The sequence below is a fragment of the Caballeronia pedi genome, assembly GCF_001544915.2.
In the GTDB taxonomy this organism is placed as follows: Bacteria; Pseudomonadota; Gammaproteobacteria; order Burkholderiales; family Burkholderiaceae; genus Caballeronia; species Caballeronia pedi.
In genome coordinates, this window is sequence record NZ_FCOE02000007.1 from 188,207 (window position 1) to 206,462 (window position 18,256).

15 protein-coding genes are annotated in these 18,256 nt (G+C 63.0%); 10 read left to right on the forward strand and 5 right to left on the reverse strand.

Annotated elements, in window-relative coordinates; translation table 11 throughout:
• Positions 1-4: 4 nt before the first annotated feature.
• Complete coding sequence (gene betB / locus AWB80_RS13390) at positions 5-1,474, reverse strand: betaine-aldehyde dehydrogenase (protein WP_061175146.1); 1,470 nt, start codon at positions 1,472-1,474, stop codon at positions 5-7.
• A gap of 29 nt (positions 1,475-1,503) precedes the next feature.
• Entirely contained in the window at positions 1,504-2,091 is a 588-nt protein-coding gene (betI, locus tag AWB80_RS13395; RefSeq protein ID WP_061175147.1) for a transcriptional regulator BetI, read from the reverse strand.
• A gap of 227 nt (positions 2,092-2,318) precedes the next feature.
• On the opposite strand from betI, the gene fdhA reads away from it, so the two are divergent.
• Complete coding sequence (gene fdhA, locus AWB80_RS13400) at positions 2,319-3,515, forward strand: formaldehyde dehydrogenase, glutathione-independent (RefSeq protein ID WP_061175148.1); 1,197 nt, start codon at positions 2,319-2,321, stop codon at positions 3,513-3,515.
• Positions 3,516-3,593: 78 nt separating this feature from the next.
• Here the strand turns inward: fdhA and AWB80_RS13405 are convergent, their stop codons facing one another.
• On the reverse strand, positions 3,594-4,592 hold the full coding sequence (locus AWB80_RS13405) for a GlxA family transcriptional regulator (protein WP_061175149.1): 999 nt from the start codon (positions 4,590-4,592) through the stop codon (positions 3,594-3,596).
• A 437-nt stretch (positions 4,593-5,029) separates the two neighbouring features.
• Between AWB80_RS13405 and AWB80_RS13410 the strand changes: the two genes are divergently transcribed.
• The 9 genes from AWB80_RS13410 (at position 5,030) to AWB80_RS13450 (ending at position 16,191) form a co-directional block, all read left to right on the forward strand.
• Positions 5,030-6,001: a dipeptidase gene (locus tag AWB80_RS13410; RefSeq protein WP_061175150.1), complete on the forward strand. Its 972-nt coding sequence runs from the start codon at positions 5,030-5,032 to the stop codon at positions 5,999-6,001.
• 31 nt (positions 6,002-6,032) lie between these two features.
• Positions 6,033-6,566 carry a DUF5943 domain-containing protein gene (locus AWB80_RS13415; protein ID WP_061175151.1) on the forward strand — a complete coding sequence of 178 codons (534 nt, stop codon included), beginning with the start codon at positions 6,033-6,035 and terminating at the stop codon, positions 6,564-6,566.
• A 65-nt stretch (positions 6,567-6,631) separates the two neighbouring features.
• On the forward strand, positions 6,632-8,695 hold the full coding sequence (locus AWB80_RS13420; protein WP_061175152.1) for an NADH:flavin oxidoreductase: 2,064 nt from the start codon (positions 6,632-6,634) through the stop codon (positions 8,693-8,695).
• 15 nt (positions 8,696-8,710) lie between these two features.
• Positions 8,711-10,621: a (Fe-S)-binding protein gene (locus AWB80_RS13425; RefSeq protein WP_061175153.1), complete on the forward strand. Its 1,911-nt coding sequence runs from the start codon at positions 8,711-8,713 to the stop codon at positions 10,619-10,621.
• Between the two features lie 5 nt (positions 10,622-10,626).
• Positions 10,627-11,796 carry an electron transfer flavoprotein subunit alpha/FixB family protein gene (locus AWB80_RS13430; protein ID WP_061175154.1) on the forward strand — a complete coding sequence of 390 codons (1,170 nt, stop codon included), beginning with the start codon at positions 10,627-10,629 and terminating at the stop codon, positions 11,794-11,796.
• Complete coding sequence (locus AWB80_RS13435; RefSeq protein WP_061175155.1) at positions 11,793-12,551, forward strand: drug:proton antiporter; 759 nt, start codon at positions 11,793-11,795, stop codon at positions 12,549-12,551. The genes AWB80_RS13430 and AWB80_RS13435 overlap by 4 nt, the downstream gene beginning before the upstream one ends.
• Positions 12,552-12,646: 95 nt before the next feature.
• Positions 12,647-13,945 carry an aromatic ring-hydroxylating oxygenase subunit alpha gene (locus AWB80_RS13440; protein WP_061175156.1) on the forward strand — a complete coding sequence of 433 codons (1,299 nt, stop codon included), beginning with the start codon at positions 12,647-12,649 and terminating at the stop codon, positions 13,943-13,945.
• Between the two features lie 33 nt (positions 13,946-13,978).
• Entirely contained in the window at positions 13,979-15,208 is a 1,230-nt protein-coding gene (locus tag AWB80_RS13445) for an FAD-binding oxidoreductase (protein ID WP_061175157.1), read from the forward strand.
• A gap of 128 nt (positions 15,209-15,336) precedes the next feature.
• Positions 15,337-16,191, forward strand: a complete 855-nt coding sequence (locus AWB80_RS13450; RefSeq protein WP_061175158.1) for a glycine betaine ABC transporter substrate-binding protein — start codon at positions 15,337-15,339, stop codon at positions 16,189-16,191.
• Between the two features lie 106 nt (positions 16,192-16,297).
• Here the strand turns inward: AWB80_RS13450 and purU are convergent, their stop codons facing one another.
• Entirely contained in the window at positions 16,298-17,173 is an 876-nt protein-coding gene (purU, locus tag AWB80_RS13455; protein WP_061175159.1) for a formyltetrahydrofolate deformylase, read from the reverse strand.
• Positions 17,174-17,292: 119 nt separating this feature from the next.
• Positions 17,293-18,204 (reverse strand): choline sulfate utilization transcriptional regulator, encoded by a 912-nt coding sequence (locus AWB80_RS13460; protein WP_061175160.1) that lies wholly within the window; start codon positions 18,202-18,204, stop codon positions 17,293-17,295.
• Positions 18,205-18,256 lie beyond the last annotated feature (52 nt).

Consider the following 18,256-nt stretch of genomic DNA (forward strand, 5'->3'; position numbering starts at 1 on the left):
CTCCTTAAAACACGGGCTGATAGGGACCGAGCTCGACCTGCACGGACTTGACGCGCGTATAGGCATTCAACGTGGCAATGCCGTTCTCGCGCCCGATGCCCGATTGCTTGTAGCCGCCCACCGGCATCTCCGCAGGCGATTCGCCCCACGTGTTGATCCAGCAGATACCCGCTTCGAGCCGATGAATCACGCGATGTGCGCGCGACAGGTTCTCCGTCACGACGCCCGCCGCAAGACCGTAGTCCGTATCGTTGGCGCGCGCGATGACTTCGTCTTCGTCATCGAACGCGAGAATGCTCATCACCGGACCGAAGATTTCCTCGCGCACGATACGCATGTCGTCGCGGCAATCGGCGAACACGGTCGGCTCGACGTATTGGCCGCGCGCGAAGATGCCATCGGTCACGCGCGCACCGCCCGCGACGAGCCGCGCGCCTTCGCGCTTGCCGCTCTCGATGAAGCCGAGCACCTTCTGCAACTGCGCCGCGCTCGCGAGCGGCCCGAAGTTGGTGCTGGGATCATCGGGCGCGCCGATGCGTATGCGCTTCACACGCTCCAGAATCAACGCTTCGAATTTGTCGATGACACCGCGCGCCACGAACACGCGCGTGCCGTTCGTGCACACTTGTCCTGAACTGAAGAAGTTCGCGCTCATCGCGATATCGGCGGCGCGTTCGAGGTTGGCATCGTCGAAAACGATGAGCGGTGACTTGCCGCCGAGTTCCATCGTGACTTCCTTGAGCGTCGATCCGCCCGCGCGCGCCATCACCTTCTTGCCGGTCTCGACGCCGCCCGTGAACGAAATCTTCTCGATGCCGCCATGTTCCGCGAGCATCGCGCCGACGCGGCCATCGCCTTGCACGACGTTGAACACGCCGGCGGGCACGCCCGCTTCGATATAGATCTCCGCGAGCTTCGACGCGGTCAACGGCGTGACTTCGCTCGGCTTGAAGATCATCGCGTTGCCTGCGGCGAGCGCGGGCGCGGACTTCCAGCACGCAATCTGAATCGGATAGTTCCATGCGCCGATGCCCGCGCACACGCCGAGCGGTTCGCGCCGCGTGTACACGAACGACGATTCCCGCAGCGGAATCTGTTCGCCTTCGATGGCCGTCGCGAGCCCCGCGTAGTACTCGATGACATCCGCGCCCGTGACGATATCGACGGCGCGCGTTTCCGCGATCGGCTTGCCGGTATCGCGCGTTTCGATGGCGGCGAGTTCGTCATTGCGCGCGCGAAGCAAGTCGACCGCGCGGCGCAGGATGCGCGAGCGCTGCATCGCAGTCGTCGCGGCCCATTCGCGTTGCCCTTCGCGCGCGGAACGCACGGCGCGATCGATATCCGCCTGCGACGCCTGCTGTACGCGCGCGAGCGTAACGCCTGAGGCGGGATCGAGCGTGTCGAAGGTTTCGCCGCTCGTCGCATCGACGTATTCGCCGCCGATATAAAGCCGTTGCTCTCCGAATACCGACATGTCGCGCTCCTTTCCTTGAGTGTGGGTGATCAGCCGCGCGCGTCGAGCACGAGGTCGATGTAGTCGTAGGCGAGGCGCAGCGCGCCTTTGGTATCGAACGGCTCGCCGGCGAGTGCGCCGCGCAGCCACAAACCGTCGATGAGCGCGGCGAGACCGCTCGCGGCGCGCCGCGCGGCGGGCTTCGTCAATGCGCGGGCGAAATCCGCGCACAGGTTCGAATGCAGACGCCGCGTGTTCACGCGCTGGAGTCTGCGCAACTCCGGCTTGTGCATGCTCTCGGACCAGAACGCGAGCCACGTTTTCATGACCGGCCCGTTCACCTGTTCGACGTCGAAATTAGCCGCGACGACCGCGCGCAGCTTCGAGCGCGGATCGGGTTTCGCGGCCTTGCGACGGCGTGACGTGCCTTGCCACAGCGAGCGCAGCACGTGACGCATGGTGGCTTCGAGCAGGCCGTCCTTGTCGCCGAAGTAATGACTGACGATTCCCGTCGACGTGCTCGCGCGCTGCGCAACGGACGCGAGCGTCGCGCCCGCGAGCCCGGACTGGTCGATGGTGTGCAGCGTGGCGTCGATGAGTTGCGCGCGGCGGATCTCGCGCATTCCGAGCTTGGGCATGGTGGCGTCGACCTGAAAACGGTGCGCCGATACTAGTTTTTTTATTTTGAACGGTCAATCAATAAAAAACGGGTCGAAAGGCTTTCGGGGCGCGATGTCGGATTCAGTCAAACGCGCGTCGCATTGAGTGACAGTCGCGGCTTCGCAGCGGCGCTACCCTCGTTGCACGGGCGCGGTCATCCCTCGGGTGTATCGCGCGTGCCGTCCACGAAACAAGGAGACGATCAATGAGCAGCAATCGCGGCGTCGTTTATCTGGGGCAGGGCAAGGTCGAAGTGCAATCCATCGACTATCCGAAAATGGTCGATCCACGCGGCCGCGACATCGGCCACGGCGTCATTCTGAGAGTAGTCAGCACCAATATCTGCGGTTCGGACCAGCACATGGTGCGCGGCCGCACGACTGCGCAAGTCGGTCTCGTGCTCGGGCATGAGATCACGGGCGAGGTCATCGAAGTGGGGCGTGATGTTGAGACGCTTGCGATCGGCGATCTCGTTTCGGTGCCGTTCAACGTCGCGTGCGGACGCTGCCCCACCTGCAAGTCGCAAAACACGGGCGTATGCCTGAACGTGAATCCGTCGCGCGCGGGCGGCGCGTATGGTTATGTGGACATGGGCGGCTGGATCGGCGGCCAGGCGGAATACGTGATGGTGCCATACGCGGACTTCAATCTGCTGAAGTTTCCCGACAAGGCGCAGGCCATGTCGAAGATTCGCGACCTCACCTGCCTTTCCGACATTCTTCCGACGGGTTACCACGGTGCCGTGATGGCGGGCGTGGGGCCGGGTTCGACGGTGTATGTCGCGGGAGCGGGGCCGGTCGGGATGGCGGCGGCGGCGTCGGCGCGCTTGCTGGGCGCGGCGTGCACGATTGTCGGCGACATGAACGAGGAGCGTCTGGCGCATGCGCGCTTGATGGGCTTCGAGACGATCAACCTGTCGAAGGATGCGACGCTAGGCGAACAGATCGAGCAGATTCTGGGCAAGCCGGAAGTGGATTGCGCCGTTGACTGCGTGGGCTTCGAGGCGCATGGGCACGGGAGCGACAGCGGTCACGAAGCGCCTGCGACGGTGCTCAATTCGTTGATGGAGATTACGAAGGCTGCGGGTGCGATTGGTATTCCGGGGCTTTATGTGACCGACGATCCGGGTGCTGTCGATGCTGCCGCCAGGAAGGGGAGTCTCAGCATTCGCTTTGGGCTTGGCTGGGCGAAGTCGCATTCGTTCCATACCGGGCAGACGCCGGTGATGAAGTACAACCGCAATCTGATGCAGGCGATTCTGTGGGATCGGTTGCCGATTGCCGATATCGTCAACGTGTCGGTGGTGTCGCTTGAAGAAGCGCCGGAAGGATATCGGCAGTTCGATGGCGGAGCGCCGAGGAAGTTTGTTATCGATCCGCATGGGTTGTTGAAGGCGGCTTGACGCTTTTTGTTGTTGCCCCTGGCGGGATTTGGTCCGCTGGGGGTATTTTTTTGCGCTTTCGCCGAAGAAACAAACCCCTCAAGCCACCAGAACCGACGAAACAGCAGCCAAAGAAGGAGCCTGCTTCCGTCTCTCCCGCGTCGGCGCGGTCCCAAACGCATCGCGATAGCTCTTGGAGAAGTGACAAGCCGACTGAAACCCGCAAGCCATCGTGATATGCATGATCGACATATCCGTCTGCAGCAACAACTCCCGCGCGCGCCGCAATCGCAACGTCAGGTAGTAATGCGTCGGCGTCATCCCGAGATGCTCGCGAAATAGCCGCTGCAACTGCCTCTGCGACATCCCCGCGAGCCGCGCGAGCTCCTCCCGCGACAAAGGCTCCTCGATATTGTTCTCCATCAGCGAGATGACCTCGAAGAGCGATTTGTTCGCCGACCCCAACCGCGCGACCAGCGGCATGCGCTGCTGCGCATTCACATCGCGCACATGTTCGACGATGAACTGCTCGGCGATCTGCGTAACCCGCGCCGTGCCGACGCGCGCCGCGATCAGGTTGAGCATCATGTCGAGCGGCGCGACGCCGCCCGTGCACGTCACGCGATCGCGATCGATAACAAACAGTTCCTTGAGAAAGCGCGTGTCGGGAAACTCTTCCTTGAGCGCCGACATGTTCTCCCAGTGGATCGCGCACGCATAGCCGGCCAGCAAACCCGCACGCGCCAATGCATAGGTGCCGGTGCAAAGCGAGCCAAGCACGCTGCCCGTGCGCGCAAACCGGCGCAACGCGGAAAGATGCTCCGGCGTGGTCGAACGCTGCACGTCGATGCCGCCGACCACGAACACGATGTCGGGCTGCCCCACGCAATCCACCGGACCCGTATCGACGGAAAGGCCGTTGCTCGCCGTCACCGGACCGCCCTCCGGACTCACGATCGACCATCGATAAAGCGGCTGGCCCGTCAGATAGTTCGCCATGCGCAGGACTTCAATCGCATTCGTGAACGCGATCATCGTGAAGTTGGGGAGCGGCATGAACGCGAAGTGGGACAGCGACGCCGTGCGATCGGAGGACATGTGAGGACTGATTCCTTGGAATCTATTAATTGGCGCCGTCATTTGCGGCGCTTTGCCACTTTCGCAATTTTGGTTTCGAGTGCAACTACCATGCCATCAGGCTAAACCCTGAGCAATGCAAGGCACCGTGCATGCTTCGCTGCGCGCGCGCACCGAGCCGGGCCATACGCCATAAGCCGCGCACTGCCATAGCGCACGATCGTTCCGGTGCAGTGCAGCAGGACACACAAAAAAACGCGCTACACCGAATCGTAATTCGCCACTTGTCGAAAACAGACGCGCATGTCGGAAAAGGCAAAGAACACGTCTAAATTCGTAAATTGACCGGCAGGGCGAAAGACAAGAATAGACGCAACGGCAAAGGTATCGATCAGGCGCTGCAAAGCCCGTCAGACCTTCGTCTTTCCCCCACTACCCGGCACGCGGAGCACACCCAGATGAGCACCCTCCACAACGACAGCATCATCATCGACGGACTGAATATTTCCAAGTTCGAGCGCTCCGTGTTCGAAGACATGCGAAAGGGCAATGTCACCGCCGTGAACTGCACCGTCTCGGTCTGGGAGGACTTTCAGAAGACCATCGACAACATCGCGGAAATGAAGCAGCAAATCCGCGAGTACAGCGAGATCCTCACGCTCGTGCGCACGACCGACGACATCCTGCGCGCGAAGAAGGAGAACAAGACCGGCATCATCTTCGGCTTCCAGAACTCGTATGCGTTCGAGGACAACCTCGGATATATCGAAGTGTTCAAGGAACTCGGCGTGAACGTGGTGCAGCTTTGCTACAACACGCAGAACCTCGTCGGCACCGGTTGCTATGAGCCGGACGGCGGCCTCTCGGGTTACGGCAAGGAAGTGATTCATGAAATGAATCGCGTGGGCATCGTGGTCGATCTGTCGCACGTCGGGGCGAAGACTTCTTCCGATGCGATCGCGTGCTCGAAGAAGCCCGTCACGTACTCGCACTGCTGCCCGTCGGGGCTCAAGGATCATCCGCGCAACAAGACGGACGAGCAACTGCGCGAAATCGCCGATGCGAACGGCTTCGTCGGCGTGACGATGTTCTCGCCGTTCCTGAAGAAAGGCCCGGACGCGACCGTCGACGACTATCTCGAGGCGATCGAATATGTGATCGATGTCATCGGCGAAGACAAGGTCGGTATCGGCACGGACTTCACGCAAGGCTACAGCACGGAATTCTTCGACTGGATCACGCACGACAAGGGCCGCTATCGCCGCCTGACGAATTTCGGCAAGGTCGTGAATCCGGAAGGAATCCGCACGATCGGCGAGTTTCCGAACCTCACCGCCGCAATGGAAAAGGCCGGCTGGAGCGAATCGCGCATCAAGAAAGTGATGGGCGATAACTGGATGCGCTACTTCGGCGAAGTCTGGAACGTCTGACGATCAACGACAAATACACAGGAACCCCGCGATGCAACCGCAACTGCCTATCGATGTCGATCCGCAAACCGGCGTCTGGACCACCGACGCGCTGCCGATGCTTTATGTGCCGCGCCACTTCTTCACCAACAATCACGTCGCCGTCGAGGAAGCGCTCGGGCGCGACACGTATGCGGAGATTCTCTACAAGGCCGGCTACAAGTCCGCGTATCACTGGTGCGACAAGGAAGCCGAGAAGCACGGCATCAGCGGCATGGCCGTGTTCGAGCATTACCTGAAGCGGCTGTCGCAGCGCGGCTGGGGCCTGTTCGACATCGTCGAGGCCGATCCTTCGACGTCGCATGCGCGCATTCATCTGCGTCACTCGTCGTTCGTGCTCCAGCAGCCGGGCAAGCAGGGCAAGCTCTGCTACATGTTCGCGGGCTGGTTCGCAGGCGCGATGGACTGGGTCAACGACACCGCGCCCGACAGCGCAAAGAAAGGCCCGCGCTCGAAGTCGATCGAGACGCAGTGCGCCGCCGAAGGACACGATCACTGCGTGTTCGAAGTGTCGCCGCTTGCCTGAGAGAGCGCCGGAGACAGCGCAGCAGCAACGTAGTCGCAGATAAAACCATCCCGAGGTCGATCGCAATGCGTTACCCGAACCTTTTCAAGCCTCTCCAGCTGAACAAGCTCACGTTGCGCAATCGCATCGTCAGCACCGCGCACGCGGAGGTCTATGCCGAACCGGGCGGTCTGCCCGGCGACCGCTATATCCGTTATTACGAGGAGAAGGCGAAGGGCGGCGTCGGCCTCGCCGTGTGCGGCGGTTCGAGTCCCGTTTCGATCGACAGCCCGCAAGGCTGGTGGAAGTCGGTGAATCTCGCGACCGACAAGGTCATCGACCCGCTGTCGCGTCTCGCCGAAGCGATGCATCGTCATGGCGCGTTCATCATGATCCAGGCGACGCACATGGGCCGCCGTTCCGCATGGCACGGCGAGCACTGGCCGCATCTGATGTCGCCTTCGGGCGTGCGTGAGCCGGTGCATCGCGGCAACGCGAAGATCATCGAAGTGGAAGAGATCAAGCGCATCATCCAGGACTTCGCCGCAGCCGCGAAGCGCGTGAAGGATGCGGGCATGGACGGCATCGAGATTTCCGCCGCGCATCAACATCTGATCGATCAGTTCTGGAGTCCGCGCACCAACTTCCGCACGGACGAATGGGGCGGCTCGCTCGAGAACCGTCTGCGCTTCGGTACGGAAGTGCTGAAGGCCGTGCGTGAAGCCGTGGGCGCGGATTTCTGCGTCGGCCTGCGCATGTGCGGCGATGAGTTTCATGAAGACGGCCTCTCTCACGAGAACCTGAAGGAGATCGCTCAGGCGATGTCCGAAAGCGGCCTCATCGATTACGTCGGCGTGATCGGTTCGGGCGCGGATACACACAACACGCTTGCCAACTGCATGCCGCCGATGGCGCTGCCGCCCGAGCCGTTCGTGCATCTCGCGGCGGGCATCAAGTCGGTCGTGAAGCTGCCGATCATGCATGCGCAGAGCATTCGCGACGCAGGCCAGGCCGAACGTCTGCTCGCCAACGGCATGGTCGATCTCGTCGGCATGACGCGCGCGCAGATCGCCGATCCGCACATGGTCATCAAGATCCGCGATGGCCGCGAGGATGAAATCAAGCAGTGCGTCGGCGCGAACTACTGCATCGACCGTCAGTACAACGGCCTCGATGTGCTGTGCGTACAGAACGCGGCGACCTCGCGTGAAGAGACGATGCCGCATGTGATCGAAAAGACGCGCGGGCCGAAGCGCAAGGTCGTGGTGGTCGGCGCGGGGCCTGCGGGTCTCGAAGCGGCGCGCGTTGCGCGTTCGCGCGGCCATGACGTCGTGCTGTTCGAGAAGAACGAGTATGTCGGCGGTCAGATCATGCTCGCCGCGAAAGCGCCGCAGCGCGAACAGATGGCCGGCATCGTGCGCTGGTTCGACATGGAAACGAAGCGGCTGGGCGTCGATCGCCGCCTCGGTGTCGCGGCCGACGACAAGATGATCATGGCGGAGAAGCCGGACATCGTCGTGCTCGCGACGGGCGGTTCGTCGTTCACGAATCAGGTGCCTGCATGGGGCGTGGAACAGGGTCTTGCAGTGAGTTCGTGGGACATTCTCTCGGGCAAGGTCGAGCCGGGCAAGAACGTGCTCGTCTATGACGGCGTGAGCACGCATGCGGGCGCAGGCGTCGCGGACTTCATCGCGTCGCGCGGCAGCAATGTCGAGATCGTCACGCCGGATGTGAAGGTCGCCGACGACACCGGCGGCACCACGTTCCCGATTTTCTATCGACGGCTCTATGCGCAAGGCGTGATCCACACGCCGAACTACTGGCTCGACAAGGTGTACGAGGAAGACGGCAAGAAGATCGCCGTGATCCGCAACGAGTACACGGAAGAGCAGGAAGAGCGCGCGGTGGATCAGGTCATCATCGAGAACGGCATCACGCCCAACGACGCGCTCTACTGGAAGCTCAAGCCCGAGTCGCTCAATCGCGGGCAGATCGACGTGCACACGCTCTTCGCTTCGCAACCGCAGCCGTCGCTCAGCGAAGAGCTCGGCAACGGACGCTTCCTGCTGTTCCGCGTCGGCGACTGCATCTCGATGCACAACATCCACAGCGCGATCTACGATTCGCTGCGCCTCTGCAAAGACTTCTGACGAGGGTATTGGACGATGAACCCCGTGTTTGTCATCACCGCTTTGCTGTGGCTTTCGATGGCGGGCCTCGCGTTCGCCCTTCTCAAGCGCGCAGCCTACTGGCGCGAAGGCCGCGCGACGACGGCCGGCGCGTACGGATGGGCGAATCTGCTGACCATCCCCAAGCGCTATTTCGTCGATCTGCATCATGTCGTCGCGCGCGATCCGTATATCGCGAAGACGCACGTCGCGACCGCCGGCGGCGCGATTCTCGCGATGGCGCTCGTCTTCATCAACTACGGTCTCGCGATCTACTCCGTCTGGCTCGACCGCGCGATCTTCCTCGCGGCCATCATCATGCTGGTCGGCGCGGTGTTCGTGTACCGGCGTCGCCGCGCGAAAGATGTGCCCGCGCGTCTGTCGCGCGGACCGTGGGACAGTCTGCCGCTGTTGCTCGGATCGTTCGCCGTCGGTCTCGCGCTGTTCATGCTGTTGCCCGCTTCGTGGATGTCGGGATCGCTCGCGATCATTGTCGCGTTGCTGATTGCGGCGGGCGCCTACACGATGACATTCGGCGCGGCGCAAGGCGGCCCGATGAAGCACGCGATGGCGGGTCTCCTGCATCTCGCGTTCCATCCGCGCCAGGAGCGTTTCAAGGCAAAGACCGAGCACGAAGTGGTGCCGCCGACCGCGCTGAAAAAGCCCGTGCTCGATGCGAAGGAATACGGCGTCGGCAAGCCGGTGGAGTTTCGCTGGAACCAGTTGCTGAGCTTCGACGCCTGCGTGCAATGCGGCAAGTGCGAGGCCGCGTGCCCCGCGTTCGCATCGGGTCAGCCGCTCAATCCGAAGAAGCTGATTCAGGATCTGGTCGTCGGCATGGTCGGCGGTTCCGACTCGCAATACGCGGGCAGCCCGACGCCCGGCATTCCGGTCGGCAAGCATTCGGGCGGTCCGGCGAAGCCGCTCATCTCGCAGATGATCGAAGCGGACACGATCTGGTCCTGCACCACCTGCCGCGCCTGCGTGCAGGAGTGCCCGATGCTGATCGAGCACGTCGATGCGATCGTCGACATGCGCCGCAATCAGACACTCGTCGAAGGCGATGTGCCGGGCAAAGGTCCGATCACGCTCGCGAATCTGCGCGAGACGGGCAGTCAGAACGGCTACGACATCGGCGCGCGTTACGACTGGTCGGTGGATCTGCAAGTGCAGGTCGCGCAACCGGGCCGTCCTGTCGATGTGCTGCTGATCGCCGGCGAAGGCGCGTTCGACATGCGTTACCAACGCACGCTGCGCGCACTGGCGAAGGTGCTGAACAAGGCGGGCGTCGATTACGCGGTGCTCGGCGGCGTCGAAACCGATACCGGCGACACGGCGCGGCGTCTCGGCGACGAAGCCACGTTCCAGCAATGCGCGTCGAAACTGATGAACACGCTGTCGCAGTATCAGTTCCGCCGCATCGTCACGGCCGATCCACATGTGCTGCACAGCCTGCGCAATGAATATCGCGCGCTCGGCGGCTATTACGAAGTGCAGCATCACACCGCGTTCATGGCCGAGCTCGTCGCGAACGGCAAGCTGACGCCGAAGGCCGCCGCCGTGCTCGCGGACAAGAAGATCACGTATCACGATCCGTGCTATCTCGGCCGCTACAACGGCGAGACGGAAGCGCCGCGCAAGCTGCTGAAGACCATCGGCATCAAGGTCGTCGAGATGGAACGTCATGGCATGCGCGCACGCTGCTGCGGCGGTGGCGGCGGCGCGCCGCTGACCGATATCCCCGGCAAGCAGCGCATTCCCGATATCCGCATCGCCGATGCGAAGTCGGTCGGCGCGGACGTGGTCGCGGTCGGTTGCCCGCAATGCACCGCGATGCTGGAAGGCGTGGTCGGCTCGCGTCCCGAAGTGCTCGACGTGGCGGAACTCGTCGCCGCAGCGCTGGAGTAAAGGCAATGAACGACATCAAACGAATCGATCCGCGCCGGCCTTTCATCGTCACGGCGGCGGGGCTCAAGCGCATCACGCTCGGTGAAGTCGGCAATGGCGTCGTGCTGGACTTCGCGCATGGCGGCCACAGGGAAGCGGTGAAGCCGCGCCGCACGATGAAGCCCGCCACGCGCGTGCTGCTCGTCGCGGCGCATACGGATCGCGGCGCGCTCGACGATCACGCGCGCCAGGCGCTCGCCGCCGCAGCGTTGCTCGCGGATGACACAACCGAAGTTGTGCTGATCGCGTTCGGCGAGTTCAAGGACGATGCCGCTGCGTTGGGCGCGGATCGTTATATCGAACTGCCCGCGTTCGACCGGCGCAATTACGCGCCCGACGAAGAAGTGCGCGCGCTGACGGCATGCGTCGCGGCATTCACGCCCGCGCACGTCTTCATGCCCGACAACGCAACGGGCGATGGCGATCTCGGCCGCCGCTACGCTGCGCGCGCCGATGCATCGATTGCGACACAGGTCGTCGAACTCGACGCCGCGCACGTTGCGTCGTATGCGCAGGCGGGCCGCGCGCTCGCATCGCGCGCCTTGCCCGATGTGATTCTGCTCGCCGCCAACGCGGTCGATGCGAAGCTGCCGTTCGTCGGCGCGGGCGAGGCGGTGAATCCGGACGGCATCGTGCCGGCTTCGAAAGTGAGCGCTTACGTCGATCTCGGCATCGAGGAAATGGACGCCGCGCAGGTCGCGCTGGAAGAGGCGGATTTCATCGTATCGGCGGGCAACGGCGTGTCCGATGTCGCCGCGTTCGAGGTGCTGGCGGGCACGCTGGGCGCGGCGATCGGGGCGAGCCGCGTCGCCGTAGACGATGGCAAGTTCACGCGCGACAAGCAGATCGGCGCGACCGGCAAGACTGTCGAGGCGAGCGTGTATATCGCGTTCGGCATTTCGGGCGCCGTGCAGCACTTGCAGGGCATCAAGGATTGCCGTCACGTGATCGCCGTGAATCTCGACGCCAGCGCGCCGATTGCCAAACGCGCGAATCTCACGATCGTCGCGGACACGCAGGAAACCATCAAGGCGCTGTCCGACGCCGCCGCCGCCGCGCGCGCCGCGCGCGCCGCGCGGGCCAGCGGTGCTTCGATCGTGCAGACCGCGCACGTTGCCGAGGGAGTCGCAGCATGAAGATCGCCGTTCTGGTTTCCACCGGCCGCCATCCCGTCAGCGGCACGGCGCGTTACAGCCGCAACGATGCGGCCGCCTTGACGATCGCCATCGACATTGCCAGGACGCACCACGCGCAACTCGACGTGCTGCACGCGGGCGATCCGGGAAATCCCGCACTCGCGGAATATCTCGCGCTCGGCGCGCCGAAAGTCGAAGTGCTGAATACGCAAGGCGATGCGTGCGCGGCTCTTGGAGCAAGGCTCGCGGGTTACGACCTGGTGTTCACCGGCACACGCGCCGAAGGCGCGTTCGACAGCGGCACGCTGCCCTACAAGCTCGCCGATGCGCTGAACGTGCCGCTCGTCGGCGCGGCTGTCGATGTCAGCGTGACGAAGGACGGCGTGGAAGTGCGTCAGTTCATGCCGAAAGGCTTGCGCCGCCGCGTGCGCGCGCCGCTGCCCGCGCTCATCGCCGTGCATCCGCTCGCCAACGCCGCACCGCGCTATGCGTATGCGCGCATGCGTGAAGGTCACGTCACGCCGGTTGCGGCGAGTGCGCCTGCCGACAGGGAAAACACCGCCTGGAGCATCGGCCCGGTCACGGCCAAGCCGAAGAAACTGTCCGCGCCCGAGAAGCGCTCGGGCCACGCGCGCATGCTCGGCGCGACGACGACCGAAAGCCGCGGCGGCAGCGTCGTAATTGAAGGGAGTTCCGTCGAAAAAGCACAAGTGATTCTCGCGTATTTGCGCGAGCATCAACTCGTCGATTACTAGGTTTCGACGCAAGCCCGGTGCCACATACGAAAGCAGCAGCCCGCGTTCAAAGGTGTTTGGCGGGGCACCAGACGTGACGCAAAACGGAGCACACGATGAAAGTTTCGGCAGACGTTCGCGCAATGATCGAACGCCGCAAAAAGGGCCATACGCTCGAGGCGCCGTTCTATACGAGCCCGGAGATCCACGCGCTCGACCTCGATGCCATCTTCCGCAAGACCTGGATTCAGGTCGCCATCGAACCGGACATTCCCGAACCGGGCGATTACACGACGGTCGAGATCGGCAACGACTCGATCCTGATCGTGCGCGACGACGACATGGAAATCCGCGCGTTCTACAACGTGTGCCGCCATCGCGGCGCGCGCCTGTGCAATCAGGAGAAGGGCTCGCTCGGCAATATCGTGTGCCCGTATCACAGCTGGACGTACAACCTCTCCGGCGACCTGATGTTCGCCGAGCACATGGGCGACCAGTTCGACCGCTGCAAGCACAGCCTGAAGAAGGTGCATGTGCAGAATCTCGCGGGCCTGATTTTCATCTGCCTCGCCGATGAACCGCCCGCCGACTTCGCCGTGATGCGCGAAGCGATGGAGCCGTATCTCGCGCCGCATGGCCTGAGGGACTGCAAGATCGCGGCGAGCATCGACATCGTCGAGAAGGGCAACTGGAAGCTCACGATGGAGAACAATCGCGAGTGCTATCACTGCGTCGCGAACCATCCCGAGCTGACCATTTCGCTCTATGAATACGGCTTCGGCTATCAGCGTTCGCCCGCCAACGAGGAAGGCATGGCCGCGTTCGAGCAGACCGTCGCCGAACGCACCAGGCAATGGGAAGCGATGTGCCTGCCGTCCGCCGAAATCGAACGTCTGTCCGATCTCGTCACGGGCTTTCGCACGCAGCGCCTGCCGCTCGATCGGGACGGCGAATCGCAGACGCTCGATGCGAAGGTTGCATCGAAGAAGCTGCTCGGCGGCTTCGAGCGCGCGGACCTGGGCGGCCTGTCGTTCTGGACGCAGCCGAATTCGTGGCATCACTTCATGAGCGATCACATCGTGACGTTCTGCGTGATTCCGCTTGCGTCGGGCGAAACGCTCGTGCGAACGAAATGGCTGGTGCACAAGGATGCGCGCGAAGGCATCGATTACGACGTCGACAACCTCACCGCCGTGTGGCGCGCGACGAACGATCAGGACCGCACGCTCGTCGAGTATTCGCAGCTCGGCGTCACGAGCAACGCGTACGAGCCGGGTCCATATTCGCCGTTCACGGAAGGGCTCGTCGAAAAGTTCTGCGAGTGGTACATCGGGCGTCTTGCCGATCATGCGAACGCGCCCGAGCACGGCGTGGATGCGTCGCACGGCGAGAAAGTCGTTTCCTTCATGCGCTAAGCGCGCTCGAACAGCAGCAAGCAGGAGCAGAACATGATGCGCGATCAGGCTACGTTCGAGCCGACCCAAAGCCGAGTCACCCAGCCGAAATTCTGGGGGACGCTGCCCATGCGCTGGGATTGCGACACGGACGAGACGCTCGTCTGCTGTCACGTCCGGCAGGAAACGCATGACGTCAAGAGCTTTTTCTTCAAGGCGCCCGGCGAACGCACGTTCGTGTTCGAGCCGGGGCAGTTCATCACGCTCGAACTCGATATCGACGGCGAGCAGATCAACCGTTGCTACACGATTTCATCCGCGCCGACGCGCCCGCACACGATTTCCATCACGGTGAAGCGCGTGCCGGGCGGCAAGGTGTCGAACTGGCTGCACGACAACGTCGTGGCGGGAACGACCGTGCGCGTGCTCGGGCCGTCGGGCGAGTTCACGTGCGCGCGTCATCCGGCGCGCAAGTTCCTGTTCCTGTCGGCGGGGTCGGGCATCACGCCGCTCATGTCGATGAGCCGCGCGCATCACGAGCTCGTCGACGATGCCGACATCATGTTCGTGCATAGCGCGCGCACGCCGGACGACATCATCTTCGCGCGCGAACTCGATCTGATCGCGTCGAACCAGAAGAACTTCCGCACTGCATTCGTCTGCGAACGCGTGGGCGCGCGCACGAACTGGCCGGGCGTGACGGGCTTTCTGAGTCTGCCGTTGCTGAAGCTGATCGCGCCGGACTTTCTCGAACGCGAGATCTTCACGTGCGGTCCCGCGCCGTACATGAAGGCGGTGCGCGATCTGCTCGACGAAGGGGGGTTCGATCGCAAGCATTATCACGAGGAGAGCTTCTCGTTCGGCGTCGTCGAAGAAGTCGCGGCCGTGCTGACGACCGCGCATGTCGGCGATGCGCTCGCGACGCAGACGGATTTCGTCGAAGCGCGCGAAGAAGCGGTTGGCTTCGAGCCGGCGCCGGCGGAGCCGGTCGTCGAGCCGGTTGTGGAACCCTTGATCGAAACGAAGTTCAAGGTCAACTTTGCGAAGAGCCGGCGCGATATCGAATGCGGCGGCCACGAACACGTGCTCGATGCCGCGAAGAAAGCGGGCGTGCGGTTGCCTTCATCGTGCACGCAGGGCATGTGCGGCACCTGCAAGGTGAAGCTCGTGTCCGGCGAAGTGAGCATGAAGCATGCGGGGGGAATTCGTCAGCGCGAGATCGATCAGGGCATGGTGCTGCTGTGTTGCAGCAAGCCGTTGACGGATCTCGTCGTCGACAAGTGAGGTGCCCGGGCGACCCTGATCTGGGTGCGTCGTTTCTTGACAACTGAGTGTCGGAAAAGTGCGTTACGGGCCAATTCTGGCTGGTGATTCTGTTCGCTACACGGCGTGGGCCGCTAAGGGGAAACCAAATGAAACCGATGAGAAGAATGCTCGTGCTCGGGGCGATGACCGCCGCGCTGGCCGCGAGCCTTGGGGCGAACGCCGCAGACAAGCCGACGATCAAAATCGGTTACGTCGAGGGCTGGGACGATAGCGTCGCGACGTCGAACGTGGCGGCGCGCATCATCGAGAAGAAGCTGGGGTATCCGGTGCAGCTCGTGCCGGTTGCGGCGGGCGTGATGTGGCAGGGCGTCGCGCGCGGCGATCTGGACGCGACCTTGTCCGCGTGGCTGCCGGTGACGCACGGCGCGTACTGGAACAACTTCAAGGCGAAGGTCGTGAATCTCGGTCCGAACTTCAATGACGCGAAGATCGGCTTGATCGTGCCTGAGAATGTCGACGTGAATAGTCTTTCGGACCTCGAAGCGAAGAAGGCGGAATTCGATTCGCGCATCGTCGGGATCGATGCGGGCGCGGGTGTGATGCAGAAGACCAGCGAGGCGATCAAGGCCTATAACCTCGACTACAAGCTGCTGCCGAGCTCGGGTAGCGCGATGACAGCGGAACTGGCGCGTTCGGAAGCGGCCAACAAGCCGATCATCGTGACGGGCTGGAAGCCGCACTGGATGTTCGCGAAGTACAAGCTGAAATTCCTGGAAGATCCGAAGAAGGTGTTTGGTGAATCCGAGCACGTAGACAACGTGATCAATCCGGAACTGGAGAAGAAGGCGCCGCAGGTTGTGGCGTTTCTGAAGAAGTTTCAGTGGAAACCGGGTGAGATCGATAGCGTGATGCTTGCCACGCAGAATGGCGAGAAGCCGCAGGCGGCTGCCGATGCGTGGATCGGCGCGCATGGGGATCGGGTGGATTCCTGGGTTAAGTAACGGGTTCTTTTGCGTTTGGGCAAACGCTAAGCGTCGTGGGGATGGTTCCTGCGGCGCTTTTTTTTGATGTGTCGCCGGATTCGGCGACACACCCAAACCAAAACCCTCAACGCAAAACCACGGTCCGCTCACCGTTGATAAAGACCCGCCGCTCGATAAAAGCCTTCACAGCCCGCGCCAGCGTAATGCATTCGACATCGCGCCCGGTGGCAAGCAGCCTCTCAGGCCCATAAGAATGATCGACCCGCTCGACTTCCTGCTCGATGATCGGCCCTTCATCGAGATCATCGGTGACGAAATGCGCCGTCGCGCCGATCAGCTTGACCCCGCGCGTATGCGCCTGATGATAAGGCTTCGCTCCCTTGAACCCCGGCAGGAACGAATGATGAATATTGATCGCCCGCCCGGCGAGCGCGCGGCTCGTCTCTCCCGAAAGAATCTGCATATAACGCGCAAGCACCATCAATTCAGCGCCTGACGTCTCGAACAGATCGAGCAGACGCGCCTCCTGCTGAGACTTGGTATCGGCGGTAATCGGCAGATGATGGAACGGCAGGCCATGCTGTCCGGCCAGATGCGCGAGGTCCGTATGATTCGACCCGATCCCGACGATGTCCATCTTCAGCTCGCCCATGCGCCAGCGGAACAGCAGATCGGCGAGACAGTGCTCCAGCTTCGACACCATGATGAGCACCTTCGGCCGCACGGCGAGATCGTGCATCGCCCACGACATCGAGAAGCGCCCGGCGATCGGTTCGAATTCGCGCTTCAGCATCGCGAGGTCCAGCGCTTCGCCGGCCTGTGCGCCATGAAACACGCAGCGCACGAAGAAGCGTTCGCTCAAGTCGTCGTCGAACACGGTGAGTTCGTCGATATAACCGTGATGCCGCTCCAGAAAGCCGACGATGGCGGCGACCTGCCCCGCCGCGCTCGGGCACGAGACCGTAAGCACCAGTTGATCAAAGCGGGAATCGGCGGCCATGCGTGCTCCACATTCGTAGGGTCGCAACGCCGCGAAATGCGGCGAGCGTACACGCTAGTAGAGCAAACACCGGCACGCTCCGGATAGAAGCGAAACGCCGCGCAGATAGTATGAAAGCGTCAGCCGGTGACGTCGCATTCGTCGAGCAGCCACTCGCTGAACGCCCGCACTGCGGCAACCGGCTCGCGCGCCGTGACCAGCACGTAGCCGCGCTCGGTGACGAGCGGCGCATCGCAGAGCGCGACGAGCTGGCCCGTCGCGATCAGTTCGTCGATGAGCGGCGCCCAGCCCAGCGCGACGCCCTGGCCCATCACCGCCGCGTGCGCGACGAGCGCGTAACTGTTGAAGGTGAAGCCGCCTTGCGTCGGCGGTGCGGCCAGGCCGTGCGCCTCGAACCATGCGCTCCACGACAGCCAGCGTTCGGGGAGCGTCGGTTCGAGATGCAGCAACGGCAGCCCGGCCAGATCGGCGGGAGCGACGGGCGCGCTTCTGCCCGCGATCAACGCGGGGCTGCATACCGGCATCACGCGCTCGGGAAAGAGCTTCACGGCGCTCCTGTTGCCCCAATCGGCCTGCATATCACCGAACACGATGACGACATCCGCATGATCGCCCGATGCGCTCGGCAGGCTCTGCGACGTGATGATCTTCACGTCGACATCGGGCATCAGTGCCTTGAATTGCGGCAGGCGCGGCATCAGCCAGTAGGTGGCGAAGCCGAAGTCCGTCGAGAGCGTGAGCGTGCGCTGCGCGTGGCGCGAGCGGATATCGGACGTCGCCGCGCGGATGACGTCGAGGCCGCGCCGCACGGCATCGAAAAGACGCGCACCGTCTTCGGTGAGCGTGACGCCGCGATGCCCGCGCTCGAACAGCGCCGCGCCGAGCGACTCCTCCAGTTGCACGACGCGCTGGCTCACGGCGGGCTGCGTCGAGCCGAGTTCGCGCGCCGCGGCCGTGAAGCTCGCGAGACGCGCGGCGGATTCGAACATCAGTAGCGCCTGCATCGGTGGCAGACGGTCCAGGCGCGGCATAAGTGCTCCTTATAAGCGCATAACGAAATGCCATCTTCACAGCCGCAATCTG